General features: G+C 60.1%; 17 protein-coding genes and 1 tRNA gene. 6 read left to right on the top strand and 12 right to left on the bottom strand.

The window, feature by feature from the left end; all coding sequences use genetic code 11:
- Positions 1-38: 38 nt before the first annotated feature.
- Both MA09_RS08580 and MA09_RS08575 read left to right on the top strand, forming a co-directional pair.
- Positions 39-596, top strand: a complete 558-nt coding sequence (locus tag MA09_RS08580) for a sigma-70 family RNA polymerase sigma factor (protein WP_036246909.1) — start codon at positions 39-41, stop codon at positions 594-596.
- A complete protein-coding gene (locus tag MA09_RS08575) occupies positions 593-1297 on the top strand; it encodes an anti-sigma factor domain-containing protein (RefSeq protein ID WP_036246907.1) in 705 nt (234 codons plus the stop codon). The genes MA09_RS08580 and MA09_RS08575 overlap by 4 nt, the downstream gene beginning before the upstream one ends.
- Before the next feature lie 29 nt (positions 1298-1326).
- Here the strand turns inward: MA09_RS08575 and MA09_RS08570 are convergent, their stop codons facing one another.
- Both MA09_RS08570 and MA09_RS08565 read right to left on the bottom strand, forming a co-directional pair.
- Positions 1327-2973, bottom strand: a complete 1647-nt coding sequence (locus MA09_RS08570) for a DUF4394 domain-containing protein (protein ID WP_036246905.1) — start codon at positions 2971-2973, stop codon at positions 1327-1329.
- 184 nt (positions 2974-3157) lie between these two features.
- A complete protein-coding gene (locus tag MA09_RS08565; protein ID WP_081897499.1) occupies positions 3158-3748 on the bottom strand; it encodes a DVUA0089 family protein in 591 nt (196 codons plus the stop codon).
- A 900-nt stretch (positions 3749-4648) separates the two neighbouring features.
- On the opposite strand from MA09_RS08565, the gene MA09_RS24835 reads away from it, so the two are divergent.
- Positions 4649-4993, top strand: coding sequence for a DUF3703 domain-containing protein (locus tag MA09_RS24835; protein ID WP_036246901.1), 345 nt, complete (start codon positions 4649-4651; stop codon positions 4991-4993).
- A 181-nt stretch (positions 4994-5174) separates the two neighbouring features.
- On the opposite strand, the gene MA09_RS08555 is transcribed toward MA09_RS24835, so the two are convergent.
- The 7 genes from MA09_RS08555 to MA09_RS25580 form a co-directional block, all read right to left on the bottom strand.
- Positions 5175-6167 (bottom strand): tyrosine-type recombinase/integrase, encoded by a 993-nt coding sequence (locus MA09_RS08555; RefSeq protein WP_036246899.1) that lies wholly within the window; start codon positions 6165-6167, stop codon positions 5175-5177.
- Positions 6168-6438: 271 nt separating this feature from the next.
- Positions 6439-6840, bottom strand: a complete 402-nt coding sequence (locus MA09_RS08550; protein ID WP_051933294.1) for a universal stress protein — start codon at positions 6838-6840, stop codon at positions 6439-6441.
- A 56-nt stretch (positions 6841-6896) separates the two neighbouring features.
- Positions 6897-7343 (bottom strand): universal stress protein, encoded by a 447-nt coding sequence (locus tag MA09_RS08545; RefSeq protein ID WP_036246897.1) that lies wholly within the window; start codon positions 7341-7343, stop codon positions 6897-6899.
- Positions 7344-7619: 276 nt separating this feature from the next.
- Positions 7620-8651, bottom strand: coding sequence for a patatin-like phospholipase family protein (locus MA09_RS08540; protein WP_036246895.1), 1032 nt, complete (start codon positions 8649-8651; stop codon positions 7620-7622).
- Between the two features lie 57 nt (positions 8652-8708).
- On the bottom strand, positions 8709-9137 hold the full coding sequence (locus MA09_RS08535; protein WP_036246893.1) for a universal stress protein: 429 nt from the start codon (positions 9135-9137) through the stop codon (positions 8709-8711).
- A 385-nt stretch (positions 9138-9522) separates the two neighbouring features.
- Positions 9523-10137, bottom strand: coding sequence for a hypothetical protein (locus tag MA09_RS24525; protein WP_152594601.1), 615 nt, complete (start codon positions 10135-10137; stop codon positions 9523-9525).
- Positions 10138-10226: 89 nt separating this feature from the next.
- Positions 10227-10418 carry a site-specific integrase gene (locus tag MA09_RS25580; protein WP_036246891.1) on the bottom strand — a complete coding sequence of 64 codons (192 nt, stop codon included), beginning with the start codon at positions 10416-10418 and terminating at the stop codon, positions 10227-10229.
- Between the two features lie 442 nt (positions 10419-10860).
- Between MA09_RS25580 and MA09_RS24065 the strand changes: the two genes are divergently transcribed.
- A complete protein-coding gene (locus MA09_RS24065; RefSeq protein ID WP_081897494.1) occupies positions 10861-11385 on the top strand; it encodes an RNA polymerase sigma factor in 525 nt (174 codons plus the stop codon).
- A 15-nt stretch (positions 11386-11400) separates the two neighbouring features.
- Here the strand turns inward: MA09_RS24065 and MA09_RS08525 are convergent.
- Both MA09_RS08525 and MA09_RS24520 read right to left on the bottom strand, forming a co-directional pair.
- Positions 11401-11471 (bottom strand) — tRNA-Cys (locus MA09_RS08525).
- A gap of 40 nt (positions 11472-11511) precedes the next feature.
- On the bottom strand, positions 11512-11697 hold the full coding sequence (locus MA09_RS24520; protein WP_152594600.1) for a hypothetical protein: 186 nt from the start codon (positions 11695-11697) through the stop codon (positions 11512-11514).
- A gap of 197 nt (positions 11698-11894) precedes the next feature.
- Between MA09_RS24520 and MA09_RS24060 the strand changes: the two genes are divergently transcribed.
- Positions 11895-12551, top strand: a complete 657-nt coding sequence (locus MA09_RS24060) for a response regulator transcription factor (protein WP_081897493.1) — start codon at positions 11895-11897, stop codon at positions 12549-12551.
- Between the two features lie 102 nt (positions 12552-12653).
- Here MA09_RS24060 and MA09_RS24515 read toward each other — a convergent pair whose 3' ends face one another.
- Positions 12654-12914 (bottom strand): hypothetical protein, encoded by a 261-nt coding sequence (locus MA09_RS24515; protein ID WP_152594599.1) that lies wholly within the window; start codon positions 12912-12914, stop codon positions 12654-12656.
- 517 nt (positions 12915-13431) lie between these two features.
- On the opposite strand from MA09_RS24515, the gene MA09_RS24055 reads away from it, so the two are divergent.
- Positions 13432-14931: a recombinase family protein gene (locus MA09_RS24055; protein WP_081897492.1), complete on the top strand. Its 1500-nt coding sequence runs from the start codon at positions 13432-13434 to the stop codon at positions 14929-14931.
- Positions 14932-15632: the final 701 nt, after the last annotated feature.

Below are 15632 nucleotides of genomic sequence, written 5' to 3'. Positions count from 1 at the left end.
TCTGTCCTGGAGTCTCCGATGCATCAGCGACGTCCCGCATGAGCACCGCTGCGGATTTCGATTATGAGGCGGCGCTTGCCGCTTGCGCCCGTGGCGAGCAGGCGGCGCTGCGCCGCATCTATGAGCGCGACGCCCGACGCCTGCTCGGCGTCGCCCTGCGCATCGTGCGCCACCGCCAGATCGCCGAGGAGGTGCTGCACGACGCCTTCCTGAACATCTGGACGAAGGCGGCCAGCTTCGATCCGGCTCGCGGCGCGGGACGCGGCTGGATCTACAGTGTGGTGCGCAACCAGGCCTTGAGCCTGGCGCGCAGCGGTGAACACGAGGTGGCCGCCGACGAGGATGAACTCGACCGTATCGCTACGGCATCCGGGCAGCATGCGGGGATGGAAGACGCTTTCGCGCTGCGCCAGGACATCGGGCGCCTGCATGATTGCCTGGTCGGGCTGGATGTAGCCAAGCGCAACAGTATCCTGTATGCCTACGTCGACGGCTGCTCGCACAGCGAGATCGCGGAGCGCCTCAGGTCGCCCCTCGGTACGGTCAAAGCCTGGATCAAGCGCGGGCTGAGCGCGCTGCGGGAGTGCATGGGATGAGCGCCGAGGCGAAGCGCGATCCGCATGACCTGGCCGGCCAGTACGTACTCGGCACCCTGCCGGCCCGCGCACGGCGCGAACTGGAAGCGGCCTTGCCCCACGATCCGGCATTGCGCGCCGCCGTAGCCGAATGGGAAGCGCGGCTGCTGCCGCTGACGGAGCTGGTCGAGCCGGTCGAGCCCTCGGCGCAGCTGTGGCCGCGCATCGCCCGTTCGCTGGCCCAGCAGGGAGGGGCGTCGCCGCAGGCGCCGCGCCCCGGCTGGCGGGAGCGGCTCAACCTCTGGCGCGCCCTGGCGGCGGCCGGCTTTGCGGCGGCTGTCGCGATGGCAGTCTTGACCGTGCAGCCGCCGGAGCCGGCGGCCCCGCGCTACATGGTCGTGCTGGCCGCGCCGCAGGACATGGCGCCGGGCTGGGTGTTGCAGTCCGCCGGCGACGACAGACTGCGCCTGGTTCCTCTGCGTCCGACCGCGGTGCCGCCGGCGCGCGCGCTGCAATTATGGACCAAGGCGGAAGGCTGGGCCGGGCCGGTGTCGCTGGGCTTGGTCGAGCCTGGCAAGGCGGTCGAGGTCCCGCTCGGCAAGCTGCCGCCGCTGCAGCCGAACCAGCTGTTCGAGATCACCCTCGAACCGCCGGCCGGGTCGCCGATCGGGCGCCCGACCGGACCGATCCTCTTCATCGGCCGCGCCGTCAAGATGATCTGAGGCCCCTTGCGAGAAGGCGGCGCCGTTGCTTACCTGAACGAGATCGCGATGTCACGCAGGCCCAGCTTGGCGCCCGCTACCGACAGCGCCGGGTTCGCAGTGCCGGCCGCCAGGGTGGCGGCGCCGCTTGCCAGGTCGACCCGGTACAGCGAGGACGGCCCTCCGGCCGTCGTGCGCAGCGCCGCCAGTGCGATGCCATTGGCGCCGCCGGCGATGTCGAAGCCGGCATCGCCCGCCACCGCCACGCCCAATGGGCCGACGTTGACCAGGCTGCCCTCGTTCGGCGGGTTCTGCAGGGCCAGGCTGTCGCTCTCCAGGTCGATGTCGAACAGCTGGGTCGTCGCCGCATTCGGGATACTGTTGGTATAGGCGGCCGCGGTCACCATCGGCATCGCCCCGGTCCGGTTGATCTCGCCGTCGGTGGTGGTCGCGCCGGTGTCGACATTGATGCGCAGGTTCTGGCCGCGGTCGCTGATCACGCGCAAGCGGTCGGCCACCGGGTTGAAGTCGACCGCGAACATGCCGCCCACCATGCCGGCGTAGGGCTGGCTGGTGTCGGCCGGATCGGCGGCCAGGGTCGCCTTGACCGTCGTCGCGCCGGTGACAGCGTCGATGGTCACGATGCGCGCCGCCGACGTGATCCCGTACAACAATCCGTCGCGCGGGCGGAAGTCGATGCCCACGACGGTCTCGTTCGCGTTCAAGCCGGCAAGCGCGACATCGGCGCTCAGCGTGTTCGGGGTGGCAGGCCGAAAGGCCACGATGCGGCCGTTGTCCGTCAGGCCGAGCACCATCGGCGCCGGTGTCGCCCGCAGTGCCAGTCCGCGCACATCCTCGGTCAAGGCCAGCGCGCCGGCGGCAGTGGCGGCATTCGCCGTGGCCGACAGGCTGATCGTATGGAGCACGCGCGCCCCGGCGACCGTCATCACCGCATAGCCGACGTTGGTACGGCCATCGATGTCGAATCCGTTCACGGCCCCGGCATCGACGCCGAGCCCTACCGGCGTCGCCAGGGTGCCGTCGTTGGGCGGGTTCTGCACGTACAGCGTGTCGGTCGCGCTGTCGAGCGCGTACAGCGTGGTGCTTGTCGTGCCCGCGAACGAATTGGTGTAGGCCGAGCCGGTGACCGCCGTGTTGGCAGCCCCGCCGTTGATGTTTCCGTCGGTCGTGGTCGCACCGGTATCGACATTGATGCGCAGGCTCTGCCCCGTATTGCTGACCAGGCGCAGGCGGTCGGCGGCTGGGTTGAAGTCGACGCCGAAGTCCGTTCCCGCCAGTGCAGTGTAAGGGGCGCTGGCATCGGTGGCGTCGGCGGCCAGGGTGGACTTCAGTGTGGCGGCGCCGGTTTCGGGGTTGAGCGTATAGATCCGCCCGCCGCTGCCGACTCCATAGAGCATGCCGTCGGCCGGCCGGTAGTCGATGCCGAGCAGGTTCTCGCCGGCCTGCAGGCCGGTGACGGCGACCGAGGTGCGCGCCGTGCCGGGGGTGTCGCGGTTGAACGAGACCAGGCGGTCGCCGGACGTCAGGACCACCAGGTCGCCCGCCGTCACGGCGGCCGGTGGCGGGGGCGCGGCCGGAGGGGCGGCCATCTTGTCGTCGTCGCTGCTGCCGCAGCCGGCAAGTGCAGCGGCGATGCTTGAAGCAAGGATGAGTTTGGCAAAGCTGTGCTTGTTCATGTCGCGTCCTGTCGTAGAAGTTGAAGATGGGTGCTGCCTGTTTCCACTGCGCCAGCCGGAACGACACGGCGCAATGCGGATACAGGCACTACGATGGACGCAGCGTTTTGGATGCACTTTCGCCAAACTATTCTTTTGGCACGGTGCGAACGCATGGCTGCCGCACGCTGTTCGGCGGCGCCATTCAGGTAGCTTGGGAAGAGCGTATGCGCCGGCGCCGGGCTGCCGCGAGAACGGCGGTGCCGGCGGCGAACAGGAGGGCGTGTGCGGGTTCCGGAACCGCCGGCGGCATGAAGCCATCCTGCAAATGGACCCGCCAGAAGTTGCCGGGGCAATTGTCGCTACCGAAGCAGTTGTTCAGGTTCAAGGCCGGATAGAGGGGATCGTCGAAACGAAAGCCATCCGCGAGCAGGCTGCCATTGGCGAAGTTGTTGAAGTTGGTAATGGTCAGCAGATAGTCGCCCGCTTCCAGTGTGCCCAGGCGCAGCCCGGAATCGAACCAGCTCTGGCCCGGCATCAATCCCGGCCCGTCGTCGTTCTCGCCCAGCAGGACGCCATCCCGCCACAGGGCCGTGATCGGATCGAAAGCCTGCCCGCCCGCGTAGGAATCGGTCCAGACGATCACGCCGGAGAGCGGGTTGGCCAGTGTGATGGGAATCCGCACTACGGCGCGAGACGATGGGATCCTGCCTTCGAAACTCAGCGTTTCGGCGCCGGCAATGGGCGGAAGGGATAGCAGCGCCAGGGACATCGCTGCTGCGGAAATACGTTTCATCGCGGCCTCCTCGATTGGATGCCCAGTGCCCTGGACGTGAATCGAGTATAGGCGGGCCGCGTCGGCGCACGATTGGCGGACCCGACAATCGGCGTGGGTTTACCAACGGTGCAACAGGATGAGCTGCCGAAAGGACCCGGCGATGGGTGGGAAAACCAAGCCTGCACGAACAGGCCACATACATATTTCAGGCAATCGCATGCAGCCGCCGCGGAAGACGGTACGCCTACGGCTGTCGACATCTTCGGCGCGGTGCTTGCTCGACATATGTGCGGCGTTTCAGGAACCTGTGGGCTGCCCTTCAGCCTCGGCGCGGGGGCACGGCCGCTGGCGCGACCGGGCACGCCGACCAAGGAACGATGTGCGCAATGCATCGGAACATGGCGGACGCGCCCAACGAGGGAGCGGGGCAGGCGACGTTGGAGCGGCAACCGGGCGGGATGTCGCCCGGTTGCCGCCAGCATAGGGAAGCGATGCGCCGGCACTGCCCGTAACGGGCAGGCGCAGGATCGCTGGACATCGGTTCCGCCGTTCTGGAGCATGGCGGCCAGGGCTTGACCTTCCCATTATTGGAAGGTTTACAGTGTTACTCAAGCATTGTTCATGAGGTTCACCATGGTCCAGCCACCTACCGCCGTCCCCGACCCAGCCCGAAACTCCTCGTCCAGCGCCGGCGCGACGACATCCGCGCGCCCGCGACCGGCAGGAGCCGGCGTCCCGCCACAGGCCTCGTTCGCGTCCGGCCCGGCTTCGCCGGCCGCTACCGGCTGCCTGTTCTGTCGCTACCGCAAAGTACAGCGGCGCAGCGCGGCGCGGAGCGAGCCGGTGCCGGAGCCTACGGGGAGAACCGGACCGGCAGCCTGTGCCGCGCGTGGAGTGGCATCCGGATCGAAGCGGCGCGTGCCGGGGGACCTGCGCCGGCAGGCGTTCGACGCCGAGATGGCGGCAGCCGGCCGCTTGTATCGCGATGGACTGTTGATACAGGCCTTCCGGCACCTTGAAACAGCCCATGTGCTAGGCCAGCGGCAGCTTGTCCCGCACGTGCTGGCGCATTACTGGATGCTGAAGATCGGCTTGAAGCGCCGCTCGGTGCCGGAGGTCTGGGGACAGCTCGTACGCATCGTGCTTGGCGCCCTGGGATCGGCCGTGGGGATCGTCCCGACCGGGAATACCGGAGGCACGGACATCGGCATGTTCAAGCGCCTGCCGATCGCGCCCGCTATCCGTCGACTGATCGGGGAATGACCCTGCACCCAGGGGGAGGCCGACGACACCGTCACCGGCGGCGACGCCGACCTCGTACTGCTCGGGCGGGAACTGCTGCGCGAGCCGTACTGGGCGCTGAAAGCCCGGCATGCGTTCGAGGAGGAGCCGCACTGGCCGGTACAGTACGGGTATGCGGTAAAGCGGCGGGCAAAATACGGTATCAGCTTCCGGCATCCGGCTTGACACGCGCGAACTTGTAGTCCGCAGCGGACCGCTCCAGCGCCAGGCCGAGCGTGTCCTTGAGCTCGCTAGGCGCCGCGCCCTCGGCCAGTTTCCGGTGGGCGAAGGTATTCCGCAAGGTGCGTCCGCCCGCCCGGGACGGGTCGATGCCCGCACGCTCGAAGGTGGCCCGGACCTGCATGTACACGGTCTTCTTGATCATCCTGCGCCCCTCCGTATTGGCAGGGAAGACGAAATCGCCCGGAATACCCATCTCGGCGCGCTCCTTCAACCAGGCCTGCAGCTCGACGGCGCCTTCTCGCGGGAGGAGGGTGACGTGCTCATGGCTGGTGTCATGCTTCTGGCTCGGGGTGATGGTCAGTTCGATGGCGCCGTCGAGATCGGCCTGCTGCCCGACCTCGGTGAGCAGCAGGCCGATCGCCTCGGACACCCGCAGCCCGGCCAGCGCCATCACGAGCTGCATGGCGCGGTCGCGCCGGCGCTTCCAGCCGTCGAAGGGAGTCGTGCGGCGCAGGCGCACCGGCGCCGAGGGCAGGGCGTCGAAGAACCGGCGCAGCTGGTCCTCCGACAGTGCCCGGCCGGGGTCGTCCCTTTTGAACTCGGCCGGTCCAGTCGCCAGGATCGCCTGCCGCGCCGGGTTCGGATCGGCGCCAAGGTGCTGGTAGCAGCGCTCGAGCAGGCGCAGGTAACGGTAGGCGATCTTGCTGTTGATGACCTGGCCATGCTCGTCGGCGCGGTTGATGAACCGCTTGATATCGGCCTGGTCGATCGTGGAGAAGGTTTTCCCTTGCTCCGTCATCCAGTTGCAGAAACTCCGGAACATGTACGCGTAGATCGCGACGGATTGCTTCGAGACCGTCTTGAGCTTGCCGTCGGCCGGCAGGCGTTTGGCGGTCTCGGCAAAGTCGAGGCTGACGACAAAGGCATCGAAGGCCTTGGTCGGGTTGTCGTCCCAGGATGAAAGCGTGGCCATGATGGAAACGGAATTGGGTGTGCGGAGACTATAGCACGAAAAATGTAACTAACCCACGCATTGCCTCGATTAGCTACAAAACCGGCCACCAAGGACGGCGGCCGGGGCAGTCCAAGCCGAGCAGATCAGTCGCGTTCGCCGGCCATGTACGGCGCGCGGTGTCGCACCGCGACCTGTCTGCCAGGATGTCGCTGGTGGAGTTTGCGCCGGAAGGGCGGGTATCCCGGCTGGACGCGGTTTGACGCACGGCCGGTGGCCCGCCGCGCGGAGCCTATTTGATGAGAGTGACCGGAACGTCGACGTAGCACACGACCCGGGATGCGACAGAACCGATCACCAGGTTTCCCATGAGGCCCAGCCCGCGTGTCCCCATGATGACCATGTCGCAGCCGGACTCGCGCGCCTGTGCGGCGATCTCGCTCGCCGGATCGCCGGCCCGGCAGTGCAGGCGGTAGGGTATTGCCGCCGCATCCAGGATCTGCCGGGCCGCGTCGGTGGCACGTTGGAAATCGTCAGGTGCGAGCCGGGCGAGCTCATCGGACGACAGTACGGATGCCTTGGCGCGGTGGCGGTGCGGGTCGAGCACGTGTACGAGATCGACCCGGGCGGGACCCGACCGCCGGACATAGGCGACGGCATGGCGGAGTTGCCCGTACCGCGTTCTCGGATCCATCGCTTGGGACGAGTATTTTCTTCATGCTCCCACCGCAAGGCGAGTCGGGGTCGATGCTACCTGACCAGGGTGACCGGGATATCCACGAGGCGGACTACCTGGGTCGCGATGGACCCCATCACCAGGCTGGCGAGCGCGCCCCTGCCGCGGGTGCCCATGATCACCTCCTCGCAGCCGTGCTCCTGCGCGTGGGCGGCGATCTCGGGAGCGGGATGCCCCGCACGCCAATGTAGGTCGTAGGCAACGCCGGTCTGCTCGAGGATGCCGGTAGCAGCGTGCAAGGCCTGCGTGACGGCGGGCGGGGACGGCGTGTCCGGGCTTGCGGCCGTCTGCGACGCGGCAAGCGGATGCTGTTCCACAAATTTCGCAGCCGCTTCGGGCTCGATGACATGCAGCAGTTCGAGCCGTGCCGGTGTGGAGTGGGACTGCGCCTCGGCCGCGGCGTGGCGGACTGCACGCAAGGCACTGTCGGAACCGTCACAAGGCACAAGGATCTTCTTCACCGCGCCTCCCTGGGAAGTTGTTCGGTGCGTGGCGCACCATGGTGCTCGGCTGCGTGCGCGAGGATCGCGTGTGCTTCTGCCTGCCAATCGGCACCAGACCAAGGGCATCATCGAACGATACCGCGTAGTAGGGCGCCATCGCATGGAGCAGATGGTCGACACCGGCGCATGGCGGTAGAAACCGCTCCACCTTGCCCCAGGGTGGTGGCGTCACCATCCTTTGAGTCGATTCCGCTGGTTTGGTTTCCGCACCCTGCCGCCGGCTTCGAACACTGGTCAAGCCAACTTCAGGGTCGACTGGGTTCCCAGGAATTGTGCGTTGGTGGCGAGCCAGCGGTTGGCGGCGCAGTATCCGACCCCGTGCAGGTACTGGAGGAAATTCCAGTCGGCGTTGAACTTGCTGGAGACGCTCAGACGCAGGAGTTCCTCGTCGGCGTCGATCTGGTGCAGGCGCATTTCCGTGAAACGCGCGCGGTCGATCCGTTCTTCATCGATGAGTTCCTTGAGCAGCACGATCGACGCGATTTCCCGGACCAGGCTGGCGTTGAAGGTGATCTCGTTGAGCCGGTTCGTGATCTCCACGGCCGTACGCGGCAACTCCGGCCGCAGCACCGGATTGACCTGGATGATGATCAGGTCGTGTGCGGCGGTTTCGTCGATCAGCGGAAACAGTGCCGGGTTGCCCATGTATCCGCCATCCCAGTACGCCTCGCCGTCGATGTCGACCGCCTGGTACAGCTGGGGAAGGCAGGCCGAGGCCAGCAGGTGGTCGATGCCGAGCTCGGCGCGCCGGAAGATGCGCGCGCGCCCGGTTCGCACATTGGTGGCGGAAATGAACAGCTTCAGTTCTTCGCAGCTGCGTACCCGGTCGAAGTCGACCAGGCCCACGAGAAGTTCGCGCAGCGGGTTCAGGTTCGCCGGATTGAACTGGTAGGGCGACACCAGATTGCTGGCGAGTTGGAACCACAGGTAAGCGATCGAGCCGTCCATCGACCAGCGTCCCATCATGCTGTCCAGCGGCGAGCGCTGGAGCGGACTGAAGCGTGCCATGTCGCTGACGGCGCGCCAGAACCGCTGCAGCGCGCGCTGCGCCCCGGCCTTTCCGCCGCCGCGCGCGTAGCCGTCGGCCAGTACCACGGCGTTCATGGCCCCGGCGCTGGTGCCGCTGATCCCGTCGAATACCAGGTCCTCGTCTTCCAGCAGGCGGTCCAGCGCGCCCCAGGTGAAGGCCCCGTGGGCGCCGCCGCCCTGCAGGGCGATGTCGACCCGTACCGGTCGGCTGGATGGGGTAGATTGCGCGTTCTGCATGCGGGCTCCTTGGCTGGTTCCGGGATCGGGGCAGGGAGGACAATACGGCGTGTTTCGCTACTTGACGAGCGTGACCGGCACGCGCACCAGGCCCACCACCCGACTCGCAACCGACCCCAGCACCAGGCTGGCGACCGGGCCGAGGCCACGTGTCCCCATGACGATGCTCGCGTGGCCGTGCTCGCGCACATGGTCCGCTATTTCATCGGCTGGCTGCCCGATCCGGCAGGACTCGCGGAAGGCAATGCCGGCTTCTCCCAGCATCGCGCGTGCCGCTTGCAGTGCGCGTTCGGCTTCCCTCGGGTGCAGTCGGCGCAGACCCTCGGACGACAGGACGGCGTCGGGCGCGCGGAAGCTGATCGGATCGAGCACGTGCAGCAGGTCCACTTTGACGGGGACGCAGCTGTCCTGGACCTTCAAGGCGGCATGCATGAGAGCCCGAAGGGCGTTTTCGGAGCCGTCGCACGGAACAAGCAATGTTTTCATGATTCCTCCTGCAGTGCGGGTGGCGCCTGAACAAGCCGAGGCCGCGCAGATGGCATGCGGGGCGTGCAACTTGGGTCGGCGGGACTTGGCTGCGAATGGCAGGCCAACCGTGTCTCCGGTGTTGGACATGTTCAGGACCCGAAGGAGTAGTGCTCTTACCTAAAACTACTCACTGTAAGCTGAGCTAAGCCCTTGATTTATGGCCCGTGGAGTATCCGGGATAGGTTTTAGGTAAAAAGCCGACGGAAGTTTTAGCGGCGATGTACCTAAATATACCCACTCGGTGAAGGTGGCCAAAAGTTTACCTAAATACGGTCACTCAGTGCATTCGTCCCTCGCACGAGGGCGAGAGCCTACTTGAATCATTGCTAGAAGGGTGCGCGGGTTACCAGCAATTGCAGTCGAGCCCACAGCCCCCTGGCAGATAACATTCGAACGCGACCGGCGGATTGCTATGATCTAGCGCTTGGTAAGGCGGTAAATTACCCCTGACAAGCGGATTGTGCCAACCATGGATGACACCGATATCACGATCGGGACAGTAATAGCAATACATGCTACTGCTGTAGTGTTGATAGAGAAATTCAGATACGACCTCAGCCATTTCCTCTGGCGACAAAAGTAGCCTTCCAGGCCGAGCCTTGAACCACTCGGATTTCTTATTCGAGCCCCAATGTGTGACCCGGTCGTATTGGCCGTCTAACATTGCGAAAGTTGATTCCTCGATGGAACCAATTATGTGCGGCGCGAGGCCTTCTTTCACCTTGAACGCGTGAAAAAGCGTGTAGTACGGATTTTGCGTGCTGCTCGCTCTGGTCCCAAGCTCACCAGTGGTCTTGCCAACCTTTACTTCACCCGGTCTCCGCGTATCGATGCCAATATAGATCCATCCAATCAACGAGTTCGATTGACGCAGTCGGTCGTGTTCGACCCAGGCTTCCTTGTAATCGTCGTATGCATTCCAGTCGAACTTCGCTTGCCAGTTTCTGTCGATCTTCATGATGTCAATGATGCGTTGAACAGCACAGGACGCCGTTTCCCTGAATTCGCTGCCGGAACGCTCAAGTATGCCGCACTACTGGAGTCTACTCAACTACTGGGTCGCCATATCGTCGCCCCCTCGCGCTCATACTTCCGGATCTTATCAAGTGCGCTCTGCCTGGTGTAGCGCATCGTGGCCGTCACGCTCGCATGGCCGAGCGACTGCGCCACCACGCGGATATCGTGTCCCTTCGCGATCAACGCTTTTGCGAACGTGTGGCGCAGCCAGTGCGGCGACACTTCTTGTACTGAGCCGCCTCCGCATCCGTCCGTTGCAGGAAAAATGCATCAGGTTATGAAGCAAAATTGCCACTCGGCGGCGGCAAGAATCCGTGTCAAGCGCCGTCGGCAAACGGCCGAAATCGACCCATAGCAGCACTTGTCCGCCTTTCGCAGAAAGCTCGCTGGCGAGAGTTTAGCTTTGCGCCCAGACTTCTCCAGCCGGTTTCAGGATCCCCAAGATATTAGCGCTCGAGACATCGAAACGGAGAGCCAGCTTGCTGGCTAAGACGGCGGCGGCGTCGTAGGCCGCGATCTGGCAGCGCTTTTCCTCAGTTGTTTTGGATAGCTCATGGCTTCAACAGATCGAAGATGGATCCGCTTGATCTAACTCCTGTCGGGTAAAACTGTTGGGTATAACCTAAATGAACAACAAGGGCTATACAAACCAAATAAATTTACCATGCAAACATATTCAGACTTGAGTTTAATTGAATGCGCTAAACGTGGCGATCTAACAGCCTTTCTGCAATTTGCCAATAGACACCAAGCACAAGTATTTCATTTCATAAGTCTTATTGTCAGTAATTATGAGGAGGCAGAAGACTTGACACTGAAAATCTTTGCAGATGCTTATCAAGAACTACAGAACCTCAGTGTAAATATGGAGGTGAAGACGTGGCTATTTAAAATCGCAATTGAGCGAATAACTAACGATGACAACTTGCGCGGATCAATTGCAACCGCGTGTCAAAAGGTGCTCGCAAAGCTACGACGCAGACTTGACGAGCCGTTATTCGTAGAGAGATTTGCAGGTGATGCCCCGATTGAGGCACGAAAAATCACGTTGCGCTCATATTTAGCTCTTGTACTTCTCGAAGCTGAACGATGCGATTACACAGAGATTAGTGAAATAATGGCTTGCTCAACAGGAGATGTAGCCAAGCACATATTCCAGGCTAGAGAAGAGATAGTTGCGCTCATGTGAGATTTGACTTCAATCAGGCGAGGGCAGGAATCGAACCTGCGTGTGCGGTTTTGCAGACCACAGCATATCCTCTTTGCTACCTCGCCATTAATGATCTTATATGCTGTCGCGAGCCTTAGCTTGATGTTAGTCAGAACTGCTCGGTGGAGCTTTTTCAGCGAAACGCTTCTCAATTTCGAATATCGCTTCCCTAGCTAAGGACAGCACGGTGTCGGAGTACTTGCTGCGCCGGTCAGGGTAGATTATTAGCTCGACTGCAATTGCTAAGACTGCTGGATGTAAGGCAACATGCTCGATGCGTTCAATCAACATTTCATGTCCTTAATCAACTTAGTTTCCATTGCGAAATTTCTCGGTGAAGAGATGGTGTTCAATCTCTCTTAAGCATGAGTAGACAACTTAATCTGCTCCGCCGTATTATCAAAGATCAAGTTTCTTATTTCCAGAAACGTTGAAATTGAGTTAGATTTAGTTAGATTCCTAATGTCATATATGCATCGAGGATATAAATGCAAATTCTACTGGCCGACAAATGCGCAGCTACTAGATTAGGTATCCGTTCAGTCCTTGAAAAGGCTAATATTGGAGCTTGTTTGACTGATGCCGGGACGAGGCCCGAATTGTTCCAAAGACTCGCGAGTGAAAATTATGACATTTTAGTTCTTGATCCTATGCTAGAACGCGCGAATAATAATAATGATCTGATCGCCCAGGCACGAGCCGCGGCTCCGTGCACCAATGTTATAGTATTTGCAGAACGCGACGAAATCAGGTTTGGCGAGAAAGCTTTAAGAGATGGCGCGCGAGGCTTTTTGAAGAAGAACTGCCAACCAGACGAGTTTGTTCAAGCACTACTGAACGTCAACTCGGGTAGGGTACACATTAATCAACAACTTGCCGAAGAATTTGCGATTTCACTTCCTAATAAAAGCAAGTGTTTACACAATTCGCTCAGCAAGCGTGAAGCCGAGATTTTTTCGCTGCTAGTGTGTGGATGGCGTATAGGAAAGGTTGCGGATCACTTAGGACTTAGCGTGAAGACCGTAAGTAGTCACAAAACACGCATATTGATTAAGCTCCGATGCGCCAACATGAGTGAACTAGTGCAATATGCGATAGCTCAAAAACTGACTGCGGAATGTGCGAGACGATTTGAGATGGTGTGATCTGGCGCAGTTTGTACAGATCACACCTACTTTGCACATTGTGCTCTACCGGAGCCGGCGGTCGGGAAATATACCGGCACCGAACGACTACAACCATCACCTCTAAAACTTCAGCTGGCCTTGGAGGTTCAGACTCCCTGCTTGTATTCGTTTTATCTCAGCTTTTGCCCGCTTTTTATCTGTAGCTGAGATTTTTTCTCCAGTTGCAAGCGAAACACTCTTGCGAAGTTCAAGCTCATATTCCTTCTGGGCTAGCCGGACAAGTGCACGGAGCGACTCCCTCAAAACAAATTCGTTGCGCCCGTGAACGCGTGGCTTTGTCGTTTGAACGATTTCTTCAATCTGCCGAGCTGTTGTGTACATGTCCGTCTCCAGTCTTATATGAAGTTGCCTTTGCGAAAAGCGGTGTTAAATTGGAGAAACATCTTGATCGTAGCGAACAGCACAGCAACATACAAATAAGTTCCTGCGGCGACTTGATTTACCTCAACATCGAACTGATGGGTGCCGAGTCATGAAGCGCTTTATGTTGCAAGAAAGAAATTTTTTCTTGGGCGCGAGATCCCTGATCAGTATCAACCTAGCTTGCAGACGGCTTGATAATTTAGGCTAAAGGTTAGCTGGGCGAGAGCACCTCATCATGCCGGAAGACCTCGAGCTGCCCCCCACGACGACGCCATCGTCCGGCGTGACGGCCTCAATCATTCGCACGGCAGGGCCGAGCGCCCCGTCATTTGGAACAGCCTGACCAAGTGCGACAACAATATTAGCCAGGCCGCGCGCGACCCCTGTTTCTCACGCATGACGCTCTATCGCCTCATGACTAAGCATTCGATCGTTCCATAGTTGCCTTATTTGCGGAGTTACCAAGGAGGGAAGGATGAGCGGCACTCTTCCAACTTCTGCGGCACTTTATGTACGCGCTTCAACCGAGCACCAGAATTACTCTACAGACCATCAAGAAGCTGTACTTAGAGAATATGCGGCGTCCAAGGGCCTTGAGATTGTTCGGATCTACTGCGACAAAGGGCGAAGCGGACTGACCATTGATGGGAGAGCAGGCCTTCTTCAACTACTGAGCGATATTCAATCTGGTCGAGCTAACTTTCAAGTCGTCTTAGTCTACGATGTTAGCCGATGGGGACGTTTCCAGGATGTTGACGAGAGCGCTTACTATGAATTTGCGTGTCGTCGGGTAGGTATAGCAGTTGCCTACTGCGCCGAGCCTTTCGCGAACGATGGGTCGCCATTGGAGACGATCCTCAAGGGAATAAAGCGAGCAATGGCCGCTGAGTACAGTCGAGAACTGTCTGCTAAGGTGTTTGCTGCTCAGGTGCGTCTCACTGAGGCAGGCTTCAAGCAGGGAGGAACAGCAGGCTACGGTCTGCGACGCATGGTGCTCTCGTCCACTGGGCAACCAAAAGGTGTTCTCAGATTAGGTGAGCGCAAGAATATGCCAAGCGATCGCGTCACCTACGTTCCAGGGCCGGCCGAAGAGCTGGCTGTCATTAATCGAATCTATGGGATGTACTTAGATGAGCGCTTACCCGATGTTGGCATTGCGGCTAGGCTCAACAGTGAAGGTATTGCCACCGGACTTGATCGACCTTGGTCTGCTCATCTGGTAAAGCAGGTTCTGACTAATGAGAAGTACGTTGGCACGATGGTCTTCAACCGCGGTACACAACGTATGCATAGCGTTCGAAGGGCAAATAATCCTCTCAAGTGGATCAGGCGGGAAAGCGCCTTTGAAGGCGTAGTGTCGCGCGAACGCTTTGAACAAGCTCGCGCAGAACGCAGACGTCGCCGTAAGCACTGGACTGATGACGAGATGCTGGATGCGCTCCGTGACATTATGGTTGAGCACGGTAGAGTGACACCGGACTTGATCAATGCCAGCAACGTGCCTTCGGTGAAATCGTATGCCTTACGCTTTAACGGCCTCGTGTCGGCCATGGGACTAGCTGGTGTCAACTGGCCGTCGCTGTCTCGAGCCACCATCACTAGGTATCGCCTTCGCTGCGTTACTCGAGATATGACAAATGAGCTTAAACGATGCATCAGTCTAGCGTGCGCCCAGGTCGAGTCTCTCACGCCGCGCACTTGGAGAATCAACGGCGTCATGGTTCGTTTACTATGCACGCGGTGCAGATACGAGCGCAGTCATCCATGTTGGAAAGTAACACTCACACATACCCCAGCAGTTGATTTCGTTATTTGGGTACGTATGGATCAGAGTAATGATCACTCTGAGCAGGTGTACCTTATACCAGTCGCAGAGTTCCCTGGGCATCAGTACCTATGGCCCTCAACGCGAACACTCAAGAAGTACGAGCGGTATGCCTACCCGACACTGCTAGCGTTGTTCGGCCTCGGTTAGCTGAAGACCGTGCCTACGGCGCAGACCTTAGCTTCAGATCAAAGTTAACCACCAGGATAAATAGATTATTAACCTGCTTCTGAAGTAGTAATGTTTTTGGACTAGTAGTTCTTGTGCTTGCAATCAACGACGGTACGGATGAGATATGGACTTCCATGCATTTACTTCTCAAGGTAGTGGCCACATCTGCACAGTGCATTGTCAGCCAGATGACAAAAGTCCATTGCAAATTATTAGTGCTGAGCAGCTCGCTTACTACCAACGGATAGAAAGAGCTTATCTAGAGTTAGAGCGCGGACTATGTACGCTAGTAGCAAATACATCCCAAGGCTAACTCACGAGCCACACGGTAATCGCAACGAACTCTCCCTGTGGACTGTGCGGGTCCCTGTGCCAATATCCTAGGCGCGCAGGCTTTGCTAAACGTTCCTTGCTTAGCTGTTAACTTGCGTGCAACACTGCAGTAAGCTGGACAAATCTAGGCAAGAAAATGAGATATAACTAGACAGCCGTTTGTTTCCGGGGCCATGCGCTAGGAGAGCAAATGTCCGCTTTTGGTCAATTTTGTTGAAAAACTCGACCCTAGGGTCGGTCGGAAACGAACGATCGATATCTCGACTGTCGAAAACGGCCACCACGGCACGAGCGTAAGTTAGTTGGACTGTCAATGCCATCGAAATCCGCTATAAAAGTTGCCGTCC

This window comes from Massilia sp. BSC265 (assembly GCF_000740675.1).
Classification (GTDB): domain Bacteria; phylum Pseudomonadota; class Gammaproteobacteria; order Burkholderiales; family Burkholderiaceae_D; genus Telluria.
This window is presented reverse-complemented; position numbering and strand designations above follow the sequence as displayed.